We start from the raw sequence: 18351 nt of genomic DNA on the forward strand, positions 1-18351 counted from the left end.
TTATCAACGCGGTTTTATTGCCTCAAAATAGACCACTTAATTAAGCAGAATGGTATTAATCTAATCGTTAAGGGATGAAAAATGCAATTATTTATTGGTAATAAAAATTATTCGAGTTGGTCATTAAGAGCGTGGTATTTATTAAGTAAATTCAATATATCATTTACTGAGCAGCAACTTGTTTTAGATACTCCAGACTTTTATGACAGATTAAAAACGAAATTTCCTGTACAAAAAGTCCCTGCATTAATCGACGGTGATTTAGCTGTGTGGGATTCACTCGCGATTTGTGAATACATCAACGATGCTTATCTAAATGGCAGAGCATGGCCTGAAAACTTAAATAAAAGAGCTCACGCAAGAAGTGTGGCTGCAGAAATGCATAGTGGCTTTCTCGCACTCAGAAATGAAATGCCCATGAATATTCGAGCTAAAAGACATGTTGAGCTGTCAGAACACGCAAAGAAAGACATTGCGCGCATTGATGAGATATTTTCGATGCGACCACAATCGTCGTCCAATACATGGCTGTATGGTGAGTTTTCAATTGTTGATGCGATGTTTGCGCCCGTGGTACTGCGCTTTAAAACTTACCAAGTTACATTATCAAGCCCTGCACAAGCTTATTGTGACCAGGTACTATCGTGTCCTGTTTTGAATAATTGGATTGCACACGCACTGCAAGAAACAGATATTGTTACACGTGATGAGGCAGGAGAGAATATTATTTAATCACCGCGCACAAAGCGATAACTTTATGCTTTGTGCCTTTTTCGCAACTTTGTGTTGGTGCATGTGTGTAATTTATATACAAAAGAACGAGTTTAATTGTAAGCTCTTCACTCTATAATGGAACGGTTGCTCTTTATTTAAACACCTCATTACTCGCCTTTTTCCGTTCCTGCGTAGGTATATAATTATGAGCACATTCGGTGCAAAGTTATTAAATCAAGATATGTCAATTGCACGCTACTTTTGTCGGTTCAACTCTATGCAAGTTGAGCAAGCATTTACTCAAAGTAAGCTTGAGCAAGATAAAAAAACTGCACAGTTTCTTGCCTGTATCACCGCCATTATGATTATGCTGGTGACCTATTCCGATAAAATGATAATTCAACCCAACTTTTGGCCCGGTATTGCATTATTTAGCCGGACTATTTCTGTTGCAGTTTGTGTGATCACTGCTCTTGGGGTGTGCTATATCCGGACACCACAGCAATTATCGCAGGCGGTGGCTGCGTTTATGACATTCTTATTTTTTAGTATGCAATTTATGGTGTTCACCTTTGAGCGCCATTATGTCCTGCATATGTTTTTTGATGTGATTATTTTGATCACTATGTATTTCTCTACTTTATTGTCATTAAAGAATGCCACCTTAATCGGTGTGTCTTACAGTGCATTTGCAATTACCGTTATTTATTTTAATAAAGATGTAAGTAGCCATACTTTTTATATGGTTGGGTTGGCACATGTATCCGCTAATTTTGCAGGGGTCGTTATGTCGGCTCATGAGCATTTAATCCGTCGGCAGCTTTTTGTTCGTAACACTCAGCTAAGTCAACTTGCAGATGAAATGAAAAGACAGGCATTTAAAGATGCACTCACACAGCTGCCTAACCGGCGTGCGTTTGATAACAATTATGAGGGATATCAAAAATTAATTAAGCAGCAAAATAAAACGAAACATGTGTGTGTCGTTTTAGCTGATATTGATTACTTTAAACGCGTAAACGATACCCATGGACATGAAATGGGGGATACCGTGCTTAAGCACTTTTCGACTTTTTTAACGAACTCTCTGCGCAGTGCTGATGATGTCTATCGATTTGGTGGTGAAGAGTTTGTCATTGTACTGCCGCTTTGTTCATTAAAAGATGCCACTGCGCTTATAAACGGCATGATAGCAAGGTTAAATGCCGAGGAGTTTAAATTAGGTAGTTGCTCTTTATCGATACAAGCAAGTTTTGGTATGACCATCATGCGTGAGGAGCAGCAAAAATCAGTGATATCACGAGCTGATTTGGCTTTGTATCAAGCTAAGGAAGGCGGAAGAAATCAATTGGTTATTAAAATTTAATCGATACCAAGGTGCGTTTAATTTAGTCAATAAATTGTAATTATCCAAAGATACTTGTATATATTATCTGTACTTCTTTTTTCTTATATTCATTCAATAAAGAGAGCATGCAAGGAGATGCATAATGCTATCACGCCATAAAAAAGGCTATAAAATATCAATTAGAGCGAGTGTTCTCTTAGTCTTTGCGCTTGCCAGTCTTTTGACGGGAATTGTGGCGATTAGCTTGCATTATTACTTCAGTGAAAAGTTAGTATTGCACACCAAAGCTCAGCAATTTAAGCAAACAAGCCAGCAGATTGCTGATCATATCACACGTATAAATCAGCGTGCAGATAACACCCTCAGCGTGATGGTTCATGACACACGCCTATTTTCACAAAGCCAAGGTAACTATGAGATTTTTCGAAATGTACTCATAGAGGTACTGAGGCGCCACACAGATTTTTATTCACTTATTTTAGGGCGTTCGAATGGTGATTTTCTCCAAGTTATTAATCTAAAAGGGTATGCAAATTTACCCGCCAGCTTGAATATAAAAGCTGAGTATAAATGGCTGGTCATTAAAGTATCGGGGGAAGGTGAAGAGCGTCGTAAGTCGATGTTATTTTTAGACTCACAACTGACAGTCCGTAAAGCAGAAGAGCAACAAACCGATTTTGATCCACGAACGCGAATATGGTTTCAAGATGCAGAAAGTGGGGTTGTTACCAAATCTGAACCGTACATGTTTAATGTTTACCACGTACCGGGTTATACCTATTCGATTAAGTCAGATGATACCGGCGATGTGCTTGCGGTGGATATAGCAAGTTCGAGTTTAAGTGCGTATTTAACTGAGCAACAGACTAAAATGCAGTTTTTGGTTTCCGCCGAAATGTATGTCTATCAGGGTAGTGGTGACATTATTGCCAGCAGTAGAACGCAAAGCCATCAGCATACCTTTGATGATTTATCAGCGCTTATTAAGCTTGATGACCAAAAAACAGGCCTTGCAAATAAGCGTCATCAGTTTGGCAAAATGCAGGATGTACATGAAAATGGGATAGAAAAATACATGTTTGTCGTGCCCTTACCATTAAGCGGTGACATGCAAGCTGACAATGAAGATTTCTTCACCGTATTGGTAGCAAAAGAAGATGTACTTGCGGTCATTCGTGAGAAAATTCGGATTTCTATTTTAATAACGAGTTTATGTTTATTACTGCTACTGCCAATATCGTGGTTTTTTGCATCATCAATTGTGAATCCAATTTTAAAGCTTGTTGGTGAGAACAAAAAAATTCAGCAGCGCGAGTATAAAAATGTGTCGACTCTGTCAAGTAGCATTCTCGAAATTCATTATTTAGCCAATTCAATGGTTGATATGAGCCGTTCTATAGAGAAACACGAAAACTCACAAAAAGCACTCATGGAATCGTTTGTTGAACTTATAGCCCAAGCGATTGATGATAAATCACCTTATACAGCAGGGCATTGTGAGCGTGTTCCTGAGCTTGGCATTTGGCTTGCAAATGCTGCATCTGATTCAACAGATCCCGCCTTTGCAGAGTTTGCATTTAAAAACGAAGATGAAAAACGTGAGTTTAGACTGGCAGCGTGGTTACATGACTGTGGTAAAATTACCACGCCAGAACACATTGTAGACAAAGGCACCAAACTAGAAACCATTTATAATCGTATTCATGAAATCCGTACACGTTTTGAAGTGTTACTGCGCGACGCTAAAATAAACTACTACGAAAAGCTGCTTGAAAACCCAACACACAGGGAGACACTGCAACAGCAGTTAGACGCTGAAACAGACAAATTACATGCTGACTTTGCTTTCATTGCTACTTGCAATGTGGGAAGTGAGTTTATGGATGATGAGCAACTTGCACGCTTAAAAGACGTTGCGTGTATTAAGTGGCATCGGCATTTCGATGCAACGCTTGGTTTATCGCCTCTAGAAGAAATACGCTTTGCAGATTTAAAGGGGCAATCTTTACCTGTTGAAGAAACGCTGTTAAGTGATAAACCCAGTGACCTAATTACGCACCACAAGGCTGTGGAATACGATGCTAATTTAGGTATAAAAATGTCGGTTCCTGAATACAAGTATAATTTAGGTGAGTTATATAACTTACAAATTAGAAGTGGAACACTTACCGCAGAAGACCGATTTAAAATTAATGAACACGTTATCAGCACGATTCGTATGCTTAATAATGTGCCATTCCCCGAAGAGCTAGCCCGTGTGCCGCGCTATGCATCGACCCACCACGAAACCTTAAAAGGCACGGGGTATCCGCGTAAATTATCAGCGGATGACTTATCGATACCTGAACGAGTGTTAGTACTTGCTGATATTTTTGAAGCACTCACTGCAGCAGATAGGCCATATAAAAAGGCCAAACCATTGAGTGTTGCTATTGATATTTTAGCTAAAATGGTCGATGACGATCATATTGATCGTGACGTATTTAAACTGTTTTTAAGTTCAGGTATTTACCTTGAATACGCAAAACGCTACTTGAGCCCTGAACAAATAGATAACGTCGATATCGCAAAATACCTCTAACCGAGAGGGGTTGTTTTTACTTTAGGCTGAAAAGTCCGTACAATTCGCCTCGTTTTTGGTGCGTTGTTGTAACGCTTTAACGAGATGAATGTAAGCCAGTATGCATCAGATTGCCGATTTAATTGCTATTTTTGACAGCACTTTTTATCAAAGCCATAACTCGCGCTTAATTAAAGGTGCTGACGAGCCTATTTACCTGCCTGCAGATGAGCAAACGACTTATCATCAAATTGTCTTTGCGCATGGTTTTTACGCCAGTGCACTCCACGAAATTGCCCATTGGCTGGTGGCAGGTGAAAAACGCCGCTTACTGGAAGATTATGGCTATTGGTATTGTCCTGATGGTCGTGATAAACATCAGCAAGCTGAGTTTGAAGCGGTAGAAGTTAAACCCCAAGCAATAGAATGGGCGCTTAGCGCTGCGGCAGGCTTTGACTTTAATGTTTCGGTCGATAATTTAAATGGCGAACAAACGTGTCGTTTTGCTTTTCAGCAGCGTGTTCACCAGCACCTATTAAGTTTACTAGCGTCTGGTTTTAATCAACGAACTTACGCACTACTAAAAGCACTCAGTGATTTTTATAAGACCCCTTGGCCACTGACAAGTGCACAATTTGTATGGCAACATCCAGGAGAGTTATCTGATGCAGTTTAAGTTAGGTTTAATTGTAAACCCTGTTGCAGGGCTTGGTGGCAGTGTAGCTCTTAAAGGCAGTGATGGTGCTGATACAGCAGCGAAAGCCATGGCACTCGGCGCAGAACCCAAAGCAAATTTACGCACCCGTGCAGCACTTGAAGTATTACTTGCGTATCAAGACTCGCTCATTATATACACCGTTAATGGTGAAATGGGGGAGCGAACTGCCACCCAACTAGGCTTTAATACCCAGATTATTTATCACAGTGGCGACGTTACGACGCCGGATGACACCGAGCAAGCTGCAAAGTGTCTCGTAGAACAAGGCGTAGACCTTATTTTATTTGCAGGCGGTGACGGAACAGCCCGAAATATTTGTCATGCTGTTGGCGACACTACACCTGTGTTGGGCATTCCCGCAGGCTGTAAAATTCATTCAGGTGTGTATGCTATTACCCCAAAAGCTGCGGGCCGAGTGGTTGAAATGCTTGTAAAAGGTGAGTTGGTGAGCTTAGGCGATGCAGACGTGATGGATATCGACGAAGCCGCATTTCGCGAAGGCACCGTAAAAGCAAAGCGGTATGGTGAAATGCAAGTGCCGAGCGAAGTACGTTACGTGCAAGCGGTTAAAAATGGGGGTAAAGAAACCGACGAGTTAGTGCTTGCTGATATTGCTGCTTATGTGGTGTCTGACATGGATGAAGAGACTTTATACGTCATGGGCAGTGGCTCAACAGTTGCTGCCATTATGGAAGAAATGGGCCTAGAGAATACCTTACTCGGTGTTGATTTAGTGGCAGACCAAGCGCTGATTGCTCAGGATTTAACTGCACAGCAATTACTGGAGCTAACACACGGTAAACCGACTAAATTAGTGATCACCCTGATCGGTGGTCAGGGCCATATTTTTGGTCGTGGAAATCAACAGCTCAGTCCAGCACTTATTCGTGCTATCGGCCGCGATAATATTATTGTGGTCGCAACCAAAACAAAATTACAGGCCTTGAATGGCCGCCCATTGATTGCCGATACTGGCGACAGTGAGTTAGACGATGAATTAAGTGGTTATATTAGAGTAACCACAGGTTTTAATGACCATATAATGTATGCAGTAGGTCATCAAGATGGGCTGCACCCAGAGGAGAGATAACCATGAGTTTAGTAAATTATATTGATGCAGCGCAGCAATATTTTGATGATTTAGTTGATAAAGCAACCGATGATGAGTTATTTGCTGGTGGCTATTTACGAGGCCATTTTGATTTGGCTGTAGGGTATGCGCAAGTTGAAGAATTAAACTTATCAACCGACGAGCTTAATAACCAAGTCGAGTCGAGCCTGGTTAAAGCATACCGTAATGGTGAGCTTAACGAAGATGATAAAGCATTAGTGGTTCGTTTATGGGATGAAGTAAAAGCATTAGCCTAATCGGTGTTGATGTTATTTAAATAAGCGGCTTTGGCCGCTTTTTTTATATAGTTTAAGTACCCAAATCGGATAGCTTAGTTAACTTAAAATTTACCTCTTAACGCGGATGCGATAAGGTAAGCAAGAAATTTTTCTAGGGAATTCGAAAATGAATAATAACAATGATGTGCAGGCATCAAGCGGAGCAATCGCACGTTTTTTAAATACCATTGAAAGGGTAGGCAATAAGCTTCCTGATCCGGCCATTATCTTTTTAGTGGCCATGTTACTTATTTGGCTGCTGTCGTGGCTTTTTTCGGGCATGACATTTGACGCCATAGACCCACGAACAGGCGAGGCCATTGTTGTCCATAATTTGTTGGCGGGTGATTCCTTAGCCACCTTTTTATCGTCGATGGTAAAAACCTTTACAGGCTTTGCTCCTTTAGGTGTTGTGCTTGTTGCAATGTTAGGTGTTGGGGTTGCTGAGCATTCAGGCTTTATCAATACGGGCTTAAAGCTAATGCTAAAAGTCACTCCTAAGCAGCTATTGACCCCGTCTATTATTTTAGTGGCGATTGTTAGCCACACCGCAACTGATGCTGGCTACGTGTTAGTTATCCCGCTTGCTGGGGTTATTTTTTATGCGATGGGTCGTCATCCTCTTGCGGGTATTGCCGCGGCTTTTGCGGGCGTGAGTGGGGGCTTTAGTGCCAATTTCATTCCATCAGGTATCGATCCATTACTGCAAAGCTTTACCCAAAGTGCAGCACAAATTATTAATCCTGATATGGCGATTAACCCATTAAATAACTGGTTTTTCACCTCAGCTTCAAGCTTATTCATTATTCTATTAGGCTGGTACATTACCGATAAAATTATTGAACCACGCTTACAAAATACCCCACTTGATGGTGACACCGAAGACTTACCCGCTTTTGATGAAGCGCGTAGCGATGAAAAGCGTGCGTTTTATATTGCAAGCACAGTGATGGTAGCAGGCCTTGCTTTACTTTGGTTTGTATCCGCTCCCGCAGACTCAGCTATGCGCAGCCCCGATGGCTCGCTGACTAACTTCCGTTCACCTTTGATGCAGTCTATCGTGCCACTAATTTTCCTACTGTTCTGGATACCTGGTGCAGTTTATGGCTTTGTGGTTGGCACGTTCAAAAGCTCTAAAGACATGATTGATGCCATGAGTAAAGCAATGGGCGGCATGGCGTATTACATAGTAATGGCGTTTTTCTGTGCGTTATTTATCGCGGCATTTAGTAAATCAAACCTTGGGGCATTACTGGCTATTGAAGGTGCACAGCTGTTAAAAGCCATGCAATTACCCAGTTCTGTAACCGTGATTGGTATTATTTTCTTAACTGCGTTCGTAAACTTGTTTGTGGGTTCAAGCTCGGCAAAATGGGCATTACTTGGGCCTATTTTTGTGCCTATGTTAATGCAATTAGGCATATCGCCAGACTTAACCCAAGCAGCGTACCGTGTGGGTGATTCAAGCTCAAACATTATCACCCCGTTAATGCCTTACTTCCCATTGGTTGTCGTGTACTGCCAGAAGTATGTTAAAGGCACAGGTATCGGCACCTTAATTGCCATGATGCTGCCGTACTCTATCGCGTTCCTAATCGGCTGGAGTATCTTCTTACTAGCATATTGGGGCTTAGGCATCCCACTCGGCCTACAGTCAAGCTACGTGTACCCAGCGGGATCATAACGATTAAGTAATAAAGCCTCAGCCATGCTGAGGCTTTTTCAATTTCTATTTATTTAGATTTCATATGGGAAATATAATTGAAACTTAAAATAGATATTAAATCATTACCTCAAGTTGAGTTTCGACCATATATGATTGAATGTGCATATGATTATTATATGGTAGCTAAAACTGCGTCGCATCAGAGAATGGGGCTTCAAAGTGTTTTATCGGTTTTATCTATCGAAATACTATTTAAAAGTTTTAATGCTCTTGCTGTAGGTAATATAAGTAAGCCAAATGAAACATATATCTTCGATAGAAAAAGTTTACCAAAGAAGTCTGATCCACATGATTTAATTATTCTATATCACTCATTACCTCTTGATATCGCAAAATTTTTAGTTAATAAAAATGAGCTTGAAATTCTAGAAAAATATAGAGAATCTTTTAAATCAAGCCGCTACATTTATGAGCCTAATGCTAGTAAATTACATAGGGACGACATAATCAAGCTAGCAGCAAAATTAATATGTTATGTAGTTTTCTTATATAAGGAGCAAGGGTGCAAAGATAGTTTTATTCAATATTTTAATGTTGATGAATTTTTCTTTAATGATGTCCAAAAGTTTCTAGGTGTTTATTAACTTAAGACTGAAAGTTTAGGCTGACAGCTTTACTTCAGACACAAAAAAACCTTGTCACTCTCATGACAAGGTTTTTTTAGTCGTTAGCTTTAAACGCTTAGTTTGCTGTGAAGCTTACTGGACGACGCTCTTTACGAGGGCCGCTACGTTTTTCACCACGGTCTTTGTCTTTGAAGCTACGCTTTTTATCACTGCGCTCACCTGCTGGGCGTTCGCTGCGCTCTGGGCGCTCAGAAGCGGCTTCAGCTTTGGTGAGTGTCATTCCCATTGGGCGTTTACAAATAAACACTTTTTGGAAGTGATCAAGCACATCTTTAGGCATGTTTTGCGGTAATTGTACCGTACTGTGACTGTCGTGCAGACGAATGTCACCAATAAACTTGCTTGAGATATCTGCTTCGTTAGCAATCGCACCAACGATATTTTTAACTTGTACACCGTGCTCACGACCTACTTCGATACGGTATGTATCCATAGGACCCATGCTGCGGCTGTTACGTTCACGCGGCTCACGCGGTTTACGTTCGCGAGCAGGGCGATCACCACGGTCAGCACGTTCGTTACGACGGCGATCACCACCGCGTTCTGTACGTTCGCCACGCGGTTGAACTTTAACTTCTTCAACCTTGATTGGTGATTGTTGCTGCGCTAAACACAGTAAGGCACCTGCTAAGTCTTCGAAGCTTAGTTCAAGCTTTTCAGCCATGTTGGCCGCTACTTGGTTAAAGAACGTGATGTCTTTATTTTCAAGTGCAATAGTCAACTTGTCTTGCAATGCTTTGATGCGTTTTTCTTCAACAACTTTCGCTGTTGGTAAATCTACTTGTGCAATTTCAGACTTCGTATGACGAATGATATTTTTAAGTAAATAACGCTCGTTGTGTTTTACGAAAAGAATCGCTTTACCTGAACGACCCGCACGACCTGTACGGCCAATACGGTGAACGTAGGCTTCAGAGTCTTGTGGAATATCGTAGTTAATTACCAAGCTTAAACGGTCAACATCTAGACCACGTGCTGCAACGTCGGTTGCAATTACGATATCAAGTAAACCACTTTTCAAACGCTCTACAGTGCGTTCACGTGCTTGTTGGTTCATGTCACCATTAAGTGGTGCGGCAGAGAAACCTTCGCGCTCAAGTAATTCAGCTAATTGTACTGTGTCATTACGTGTACGTACGAAAACAATCGCACCATCGTATTCTTCAGCTTCTAAGAAGCGCACGATCGCTTTGTTTTTGTGTACGTGTGCATTCCAAAATACTTGTTCAACAGTCGATACTGTTGAGTTACGCGCTGAAATATGAACTTGCTCAGGCTCGTTCATGTATTTGCTGCTGATATTTTGGATTTGCTTAGGCATGGTTGCAGAGAAAAGACATGTTTGCTTTTCACGCGGTGTTTTTTCCATGATGCTTTCTACATCATCAATGAAACCCATGCGTAACATTTCGTCCGCTTCATCAAGAACAAGGGCTTGTAAGCTCTCGAATTTGATTGTGCCACGGTTAATGTGGTCGATTAAGCGGCCTGGCGTTGCAACAATGATTTGCGCGCCACGACGAAGTGCACTTAATTGGATGCTGTAGCTTTGGCCACCATAAAGGGCTAAAACTTCTACACCACGAGTATGCTTAGCATATTGTTCGAATGCCTCAGCTACTTGGATCGCAAGTTCACGCGTAGGCGTTAGAACAAGGATCTGTGGCTGTTTCACAGACGGGTCAATATTATTTAGTAATGGCAGTGCAAATGCTGCTGTTTTACCTGTACCCGTTTGCGCTAGTCCCAGTACGTCCTTTCTTTCTAGCAATAACGGTATACATTGAGCTTGGATTTCAGATGGAGTCTTGTAACCTAGCTCTTCAACTGCTTTTAAAATTGCAGGAGAAAGATTTAAAGATTCAAACGTGACTGGTTCTGACATTAATACGCCTCAACGAATTTAAAGAGGCGCGCATTGTATAGGAAATACAATGCAATTGCTTGTATAAATTACAACTAATTTGTATGTGGTTGATGTTGGTCATAATTTAATCAGTTGTAATTTACCAAAATCAACCATGTTTACAATTTATTGATATAACCCTAAATTTTCTTTAGCGTATGCTTCGAATTCTGTGAAGCCACCAATGTGAGTTTGGTCAATAAAAATTTGTGGAACGGTTGGGCAAGGTTTGCCAGCAGACTTTTCTAAATCTGCTTTGCTGATACCTTCTTTAATGATATCGATATAGCGAAATTTAAAATCCTCACGCTCGTTCGCTAGTTTTTCTGCTACGTCTTTTGCGCGTACACAGTATGGACAGCCCTCACGGCCAAAAATTACAGTCAACATATCGCTCTCCTCGATGTAAGTGTGTTGGTCTAGTTATCATATTAACGAATTAGATTCATAAAAACAGTGCATAAAATCGATTACTCTATTCTGTTTTTTCTCTGAGTGCCTCTTAAGTCACTTTCGTGTTCGTATGCGCAGCCCAAGTTCTGTGGAATACCCCATAGAATGAGCTGTAATCGCGAGTTGCTCATTAATAACATAATACGTTGGGTAGGCACTGACTTTGTAATCTTGTCCTGTATACCGTGTCCCTAATAAAACGGGCATCGTTAAGTCTAGTGAATCTGTAAACTGCGTTATCTCGTCAATATTTTCATAATCAAGGGCAATGGCAATCGCATTCAGTTCGCCTTGTTGATAGGCTTTTTCGAGATTAGGCATACTGTAGCGACAAATACTGCACCAAGGGGCAAAAAAATACAGCACTGTGTTTGTGCCTTTTAAATCGGCAATGGTGACGCGTTGCTGTGGATTGTCGAGTGTCGCTAAATTGAAATAGGGGGCGGGAGTGTGGTCTGTTGGTAATAAATTTCGTTGCTGAAATAGCGTAACGGCATACAAGATGATAGCCATCAACAGCAAGTTTTTAGTCAAAGCGACTATTTTTTTTAAAACTGAGGGTATTTTTTTCATTTTTATTTTGTACGTGCTTAGCCCTTTAAAATCAACTTATTCAGACCAGAATAAGCCTCAATAAATTTCAAAAAGAGAAAAAAATTGCAATTTTTTTTGTAAAAAATCTTGAAAAGATTTTGCTTGCCCATAAATCGTTTAGTGAGGACGCCTGATGGGTCCCAAACAAACCAAAGTAATTGAAATTTATATAATTAATTTAACTTTGTTAGCACTTGTTCAAAAGAAGAGTACTAACAAAATATCGCTTAAATATGAGGATATTATTATGCGTACAGTAGACTTATCACCACTTTATCGTTCATTCATTGGCTTCGATCATTTAGCATCATTAATGGATGCGGCAGCACGCACAGACAAGCAGCCAAGTTTTCCTCCATACAACATCGAAGCATTAGATAAAGACAAATACCGTATCACTATGGCCGTTGCCGGTTTTAGTGAAAGTGAACTGACCATTGAGTCAGAAAACAATACATTAAAAGTCAGCGGCACAAAAGCTGACAAAGAAGACAATGCAGAGCGTAAGTTTATCCATCAAGGAATTGCTGAGCGCAACTTTGAACGTAAGTTCCAACTAGGTGACCACGTTAAAGTACTCGGTGCAGACCTTGAAAATGGACTTTTAAGCATTGATTTACAGCGTGAAATTCCTGAAGCACTCAAACCACGTAAAATTGAAATTGGCAGTGGTAAATTGCTTGAGAATAAGTAATTAAGCTGTAATCAGCATTGTTTCCCCTTGTTATTTGTTAGAAGTAGGCCGCCTCATTTGAGGCGGCCTTTTTTATAATTTCTCTAAATTATCGACGCACCACTTTGCGCGTTTAAGAGTGGCTTGTTGCTGCGATTCGTCTTGTTTATACCAAGTGTTATAAATCATGCCTATACGCGGATTTTTGCTAAGCAATTGTTCGTGCTCTAGCATGAAGTTCCAATATAAACTATTGAAAGGGCACGCATCATCGGTGGCTTTTTCTTTCACGTTGTAATGGCAATCCTTACAATAGTCACTCATTTTATTAATGTAATTACCGCTTGCGGCATACGGTTTAGTGGCAATTAAGCCGCCGTCTGCAAATTGACTCATGCCGCGAGTGTTGGGCATTTCAACCCATTCGATAGCATCAATATAAATACCTAAATACCAAGCATCGACTTCATTTGGGTTTATGGCTGTAAGCAAACAAAAGTTACCCGTTATCATCAAACGTTGAATATGATGAGCATAGGCGGTGTCTAAACTTTGCTTAATTGCATGGTGCATACATTTCATTTTAGTGTTTGCGTGCCAAAAATAGTCGGGCAGGGCACGCTTTGCGTCAAGGGCATTTTTGTTGGCGTAGTCAGGCATATTTTGCCAGTAAATACCACGCACATATTCGCGCCAGCCCAGAATTTGTCTAATGAACCCTTCAACTTGGGCAATATCAATTTTTTGCTGTTGTTGTTCAAAAGCCTCAATCACGCGCTTAATAACCTGCATTGGGTGCAGCATTTTAGTGTTGAGAGCAAACGACAAGCGGCTGTGATATAACGACCATTGGTGCTCAGATTGACAGGTCATGGCATCTTGAAATTGCCCAAAGTGAACTAACAAATGATCGCAAAAAAAATCAAGAAGCTGCTTTGCTTCATAACGTGTTGTTGGCCAAAGTATCGAATGATTGCACTCTCCAAATGTCGTTATGTTATGTTTTTTTATGCGTGAAAGAATGTCCTTAACATCGTGCCCAAAGCACAGTGGTTCAGGAATTGCGTTGAGATCATGTTGTTTTAACTTGTTTCTATTTTGTTGATCAAAGTTCCACTTGCCTCCGACCGGTTCATTGTTTTCGTCCATTAATATATTGAATCGTTTACGCATTGCGCGATAAAAGAATTCCATTTTTACATGCTTGTCTTTTTTAAAGTGTTGGCATATATCATTAAAGGGAAGTAAAAAATGCTCTGTGTCGTATGCGGTAATCGCACACTCACTGTTTTCTGAGAATGCCTGTAATTGCTGTTTGAGTCGGTATTCATCGGGATACTGGTATTCAATGCGTTTACATTGGTAGTGTTTCGCTAAACGGGTAAGAAGGGCGGGTAATGATTCGTCATCTTCTGTGTCATCTAAGGTAAGATGTAGCACATTAAACCCCGCGCTTTTTAGCGCCTTTGCAAAGTGTTCCATTGCTAAGAAAAAGGCGGCAATTTTTTGTGTATGATGTTTTACGTAATCGGTTTCTTGTTTTAGCTCAGCGATGACATAAAGAGTGGTGTGCTGGTCTTCGTCTTTATACCAGCTGTGGCTAGCATTGAGTTGATCGCCAAAAATAAATCGCAAAGTAGAGTAATGCACAATAGTAAACCCATGATAATTGATTTAAATTACTACGTAATACCGCTGAATTTAGATCGTGTTGGCCCACAACATGCTTACAGAAACACAGGATAAACAACAGGGACGATATTATGAAACCACGCTTCTTTACTTTATTTACACTGGTTTGTTTAGGGGTCACTTTGAGCAAGGCGGCCAACGCGGCAATTTATCAATGTGAAAAAAATGGCATTGTTGAGTTTAGCCAACAACCTTGCGGCAAAGATGCAAAGTTGATCACCGTTAAAGAGCAAAACCCCACATTATTAGGCTCGCCAAAACCTGTTTCTGAATCAAGCGATGTAACAGCAGAGATTGATAACTATATTCGATTAAAGCAAATAGACGCCAAAATTGCAGAACACAATAATAAAATAGACTCTTACTCAGAACGGATGAACAATGAAATTGCGGCATTAAGCAGTCAAGCCGATGCGCAACTGCACAATTTGGTCGGAGCAAAAAAAGAAGCCGCCATAGCTAAACAGATGTCTGCCGTTTCAGAACGTTATAATTTATTGATCAACAATGAGCAGCGTAATATAGACAGGTTAAGCACAGAAAAAAGCCAGTTAGTTTTGCAAAGTAACGATACAGAACAGAATGAAATTGACCATTTTATTCGTAGTGAACAGATTAAACGTGAAATCGCAGAGCACAAAGACAAAATTGACCGTTATCATGTTGAGCTAAATCAACAAATTAAGCGCCTTGAGCAACAAGCCTCTACGAGACCGACTAATCTAGTCGATGCGAGTAGCGACCAGGCTTTATCAGACAAAATGTCTGCGGTGACCAGTAAATTTAATACACTCATTGCTGTTGAGCAGCGCCAAATCGATAGACTGAATAATGAACTTACTCAACATTAATTAGTGTCAGCCCTCAACTACGAACTAAGTCGAGTAGCGCAACGTGTATTGATTGAAATTACATTACTGTAAGCAAACAAATAGCTTTTAACAATGTTGGAAAATATACGAATTGCCTGTGACCACGCTTGTTTTAGGTGGCTGTTTAAGCCTCTTTGCTGGGACTCCAGCGTGTCGAAAAATGCGTCACACAAATGGTCTATATCGTGACTTGATACATTCAAAAAGCTTAGGTTATTTGCTATATATTGAATGAAAGGCATCACCAAAGGTAAGTCATCAAGGTGTGACACAACCTTGTTAAGCGCACAAAATAGTATATAGCTTCGTTTGCTAACACTCTCTTCGCTTGGCATCGTCATTGTTAGATTACACTGGCTCAAATTGTGGTAAAAGATGTGCGTAAATTGATGGAAATCAGGTTTTAGCAATTCAACATTCTGTTGTAAAAGCCTTTTTTGAAAAATAGATAGACTCATAGGAAAATCGCTTAATAGCCAACACTATAGTTTGTTCTTCTTATAGTGTTAACTATAGACCTATTTTTTCGGAAATAGGAAATTTTATGACAAGGTTGTCATTATTTTTTTTCGTAAAAAATTGTCCAACTAATTCATGCCCGAAGGTTGCTAATTGAGCGCTACATGCTTATAATAGCCGCCATTGACTTGATGTGCTTGCCACTCAAGCAAACGATATTAAGTAATTTACTTGATATCCATTGGCGCGGGATGGAGCAGCCTGGTAGCTCGTCGGGCTCATAACCCGAAGGTCGTCGGTTCAAATCCGGCTCCCGCAACCAAATTCATGTTAAAACATCGTAAGTTGTCTTTAACATGCACAGTAATTTTTTACTGTATGAAGTCGCGCATTCTGGGTAATGCGCGTTTTGCGTTTAGGCTATTTAGTTTAATTTAGTCAGGTAATTGACCGCAACCAAGCTTGGCCCTAGGCCACACAGTTTTATGCTTTAGGTGTGACGCCCCGCTTGGTTCGGGGCGTTGTTGTATCTGATTCTAGCATGATTTTATGAATCATTATTAAACTCAGTATTTCAGGGCTATATGCCCTTTTTTTGTTTGTATGGAGGATTTTCGTGACAAAACTTGAGCAAGATTTAGTAGCCATGCTCTCACCAGCCGTTGAAATGTTAGGCTTTGAGTTACATGGTCTTGAGTTTGTGCAAGCTGGTCGCCACTCTACATTACGTGTTTACATCGATCATGATGCAGGGATCACGGTAGACAATTGTGCCGACGTAAGTCGTCAAGTTAGCGCAATCTTAGATGTCGAAGACCCAATTACAAACGAATACGATTTGGAAGTGTCGTCTCCTGGTGTTGATCGTCCATTATTCAAACAAGATCACTACGAGAAGGCACAAGGAGAAGAAGTACGCGTGCGTACTAAGCTTCCACAAGATGGTCGCCGTAATTTTAAAGGCGATTTAGTATCAGTTAGCAGTGATATGATCACACTTTCAGCAGATGGGACTGAGCATATGATTATGCTAAGTAACATTGAACGTGCGAACATCATCGCAAAGTTTTAATTCGAGTGCGAAGGAATAGGGCAAGCGAGGCATAACCCATGGCAAAAGAAATATTATTGGTTGCTGAAGCCGTCTCCAATGAGAAAGCGGTTCCAAAAGAAAAGATTTTTGAAGCGTTAGAGTTCGCATTAGCGACTGCAACAAAGAAAAAACACGATGGTGAGATTGACGTTCGCGTATCAATTGACCGTAAAACAGGTAATTACGATACATTCCGTCGCTGGAAAATCGCTCCTGTGCAAGAAGATGGTTCACTTGAGCACCCGTATAGCGAAATCACGCTTGAAGCGGCACAAGTTGAAGACCCTGAATTGCAAATGGGTGATTACGTAGAAGAACAAATTGAGTCAATTAAGTTTGACCGTATTACAACACAAATGGCTAAGCAAGTTATCGTACAAAAAGTACGTGAAGCTGAGCGTGCACTTGTTGTTGAAGAATACAAAGACCAACAAGGTGAGTTAGTAACGGGTGTTGTTAAAAAAGCAACGCGTGATGCTATCGTACTTGACCTTGGTAACAATGCAGAAGCGGTTATTTACCGTGACGACATGCTACCGCGTGAAAACTTCCGTCCGGGCGACCGTATTCGTGGTCTTCTTTACGAAGTTAAACCTGAAGCGCGTGGCGCACAGTTATTCGTAACGCGTTCTAAGCCTGAAATGCTCATGGAGCTATTCCGCATTGAGGTGCCAGAAATTGGCGAAGAAATGATTGAATTACGTGCAGCAGCGCGTGATCCAGGTTCACGTGCGAAAATCGCTGTTAAGTCAAATGACAAACGTATTGACCCAGTAGGTGCCTGTGTAGGTATGCGTGGTGCGCGTGTTCAAGCGGTGTCTACTGAACTTGGTGGTGAGCGTGTTGATATCGTACTTTACGATGATAACCCAGCGCAATTCGTAATTAACGCGATGGCACCTGCTGAGGTAGCATCTATCGTGATGGACGAAGACACACACTCAATGGATATCGCTGTTGAAGCTGATAACCTAGCGCAAGCAATTGGTCGAAATGGTCAAAACGTTCGTCTTGCTAGCCAGTTAACTGGCTGGGAATTAAACGTAATGACGGTTGATGAAATGCGTGCGAAAAATGAAGCTGAGTCAGACAAGTTAATCAACTTATTTACTGAGTACCTAGATATCGATGATGAGTTTGCAACATTACTAATCAACGAAGGTTTCTCAACCCTTGAAGAAGTTGCTTACGTACCAGCATCAGAGTTTTTAGAAATTGATGGCTTAGACGAAGAAACAGTTGATGTTTTACGTTCACGTGCGAAAGACGCACTGACAACCAAAGCACTTAAAACTGAAGAAAGCCTAGAAGGTGCAGAACCTGCAGAGGACTTATTAGCCCTTGAAGGTTTAGAGCGTCACCTTGCATTCGTTATGGCAAGTAAAGGTGTTATAACATTAGAAGATTTAGCCGAGCAAGGTATCGACGAGTTAGTTGATATCACTGAGCTTTCAGAAGAAGAAGCTGGCAAACTAATTATGGCTGCGCGTAACATTTGTTGGTTCGCAGACGAGTAATTTATTAACGG

Annotated in this window: 15 protein-coding genes, 1 tRNA gene and 1 pseudogene; 13 read left to right on the forward strand and 4 right to left on the reverse strand. The window is 40.9% G+C overall.

Going from position 1 to position 18351, the window contains the following annotated elements:
• The first annotated feature begins 81 nt into the window (after nt 1-81).
• From D0907_RS05185 to D0907_RS05220, 8 genes and pseudogenes are all read left to right on the forward strand, one after another.
• A complete protein-coding gene (locus tag D0907_RS05185; protein ID WP_074988646.1) occupies nt 82-732 on the forward strand; it encodes a glutathione S-transferase family protein in 651 nt (216 codons plus the stop codon).
• A gap of 187 nt (nt 733-919) precedes the next feature.
• A complete protein-coding gene (locus D0907_RS05190) occupies nt 920-2080 on the forward strand; it encodes a GGDEF domain-containing protein (RefSeq protein ID WP_118844113.1) in 1161 nt (386 codons plus the stop codon).
• Nucleotides 2081-3053: 973 nt separating this feature from the next.
• Nucleotides 3054-4643: pseudogene (locus D0907_RS05195) on the forward strand (HD-GYP domain-containing protein); the annotation flags it as partial.
• Nucleotides 4644-4743: 100 nt separating this feature from the next.
• Nucleotides 4744-5298, forward strand: a complete 555-nt coding sequence (locus tag D0907_RS05200; RefSeq protein WP_118844115.1) for an elongation factor P hydroxylase — start codon at nt 4744-4746, stop codon at nt 5296-5298.
• On the forward strand, nt 5288-6430 hold the full coding sequence (locus tag D0907_RS05205) for an ATP-NAD kinase family protein (RefSeq protein ID WP_118844116.1): 1143 nt from the start codon (nt 5288-5290) through the stop codon (nt 6428-6430). The genes D0907_RS05200 and D0907_RS05205 overlap by 11 nt, the downstream gene beginning before the upstream one ends.
• A 2-nt stretch (nt 6431-6432) precedes the next feature.
• A complete protein-coding gene (locus tag D0907_RS05210) occupies nt 6433-6708 on the forward strand; it encodes a YfcL family protein (RefSeq protein WP_036969913.1) in 276 nt (91 codons plus the stop codon).
• Nucleotides 6709-6856: 148 nt separating this feature from the next.
• A complete protein-coding gene (locus D0907_RS05215; protein ID WP_118844117.1) occupies nt 6857-8413 on the forward strand; it encodes an AbgT family transporter in 1557 nt (518 codons plus the stop codon).
• Between the two features lie 77 nt (nt 8414-8490).
• The gene (locus D0907_RS05220) at nt 8491-9039 is read left to right on the forward strand and encodes a hypothetical protein (protein ID WP_075593889.1); all 549 of its coding nucleotides are present in this window, start codon (nt 8491-8493) and stop codon (nt 9037-9039) included.
• A 97-nt stretch (nt 9040-9136) separates the two neighbouring features.
• Here D0907_RS05220 and D0907_RS05225 read toward each other — a convergent pair whose 3' ends face one another.
• The 3 genes from D0907_RS05225 to D0907_RS05235 form a co-directional block, all read right to left on the reverse strand.
• Entirely contained in the window at nt 9137-10966 is a 1830-nt protein-coding gene (locus tag D0907_RS05225) for a DEAD/DEAH box helicase (RefSeq protein ID WP_036969910.1), read from the reverse strand.
• A 147-nt stretch (nt 10967-11113) separates the two neighbouring features.
• The gene (locus D0907_RS05230) at nt 11114-11377 is read right to left on the reverse strand and encodes a GrxA family glutaredoxin (protein WP_036969909.1); all 264 of its coding nucleotides are present in this window, start codon (nt 11375-11377) and stop codon (nt 11114-11116) included.
• Between the two features lie 117 nt (nt 11378-11494).
• Nucleotides 11495-11974: a TlpA family protein disulfide reductase gene (locus tag D0907_RS05235; protein ID WP_244223142.1), complete on the reverse strand. Its 480-nt coding sequence runs from the start codon at nt 11972-11974 to the stop codon at nt 11495-11497.
• Between the two features lie 307 nt (nt 11975-12281).
• On the opposite strand from D0907_RS05235, the gene D0907_RS05240 reads away from it, so the two are divergent.
• A complete protein-coding gene (locus D0907_RS05240; RefSeq protein WP_036971655.1) occupies nt 12282-12728 on the forward strand; it encodes an Hsp20 family protein in 447 nt (148 codons plus the stop codon).
• 72 nt (nt 12729-12800) lie between these two features.
• Here D0907_RS05240 and D0907_RS05245 read toward each other — a convergent pair whose 3' ends face one another.
• Nucleotides 12801-14360, reverse strand: coding sequence for a cryptochrome/photolyase family protein (locus D0907_RS05245; RefSeq protein ID WP_118844118.1), 1560 nt, complete (start codon nt 14358-14360; stop codon nt 12801-12803).
• Between the two features lie 110 nt (nt 14361-14470).
• Here D0907_RS05245 and D0907_RS05250 point away from each other — a divergent pair, with 110 nt between their 5' ends.
• The 4 genes from D0907_RS05250 to nusA all read left to right on the forward strand — a co-directional run bounded on the left by D0907_RS05250 (nt 14471) and on the right by nusA (nt 18340).
• Entirely contained in the window at nt 14471-15250 is a 780-nt protein-coding gene (locus D0907_RS05250) for a DUF4124 domain-containing protein (RefSeq protein ID WP_075593892.1), read from the forward strand.
• A gap of 725 nt (nt 15251-15975) precedes the next feature.
• Nucleotides 15976-16052 (forward strand) — tRNA-Met (locus D0907_RS05260).
• Between the two features lie 294 nt (nt 16053-16346).
• Nucleotides 16347-16802, forward strand: a complete 456-nt coding sequence (gene rimP, locus D0907_RS05265; protein ID WP_036969905.1) for a ribosome maturation factor RimP — start codon at nt 16347-16349, stop codon at nt 16800-16802.
• 38 nt (nt 16803-16840) lie between these two features.
• Nucleotides 16841-18340 carry a transcription termination factor NusA gene (nusA, locus tag D0907_RS05270; RefSeq protein WP_065978792.1) on the forward strand — a complete coding sequence of 500 codons (1500 nt, stop codon included), beginning with the start codon at nt 16841-16843 and terminating at the stop codon, nt 18338-18340.
• Nucleotides 18341-18351 lie beyond the last annotated feature (11 nt).

The sequence above is a fragment of the Pseudoalteromonas lipolytica genome (assembly GCF_003515105.1).
GTDB classification, from domain to species: domain Bacteria; phylum Pseudomonadota; class Gammaproteobacteria; order Enterobacterales; family Alteromonadaceae; genus Pseudoalteromonas; species Pseudoalteromonas lipolytica.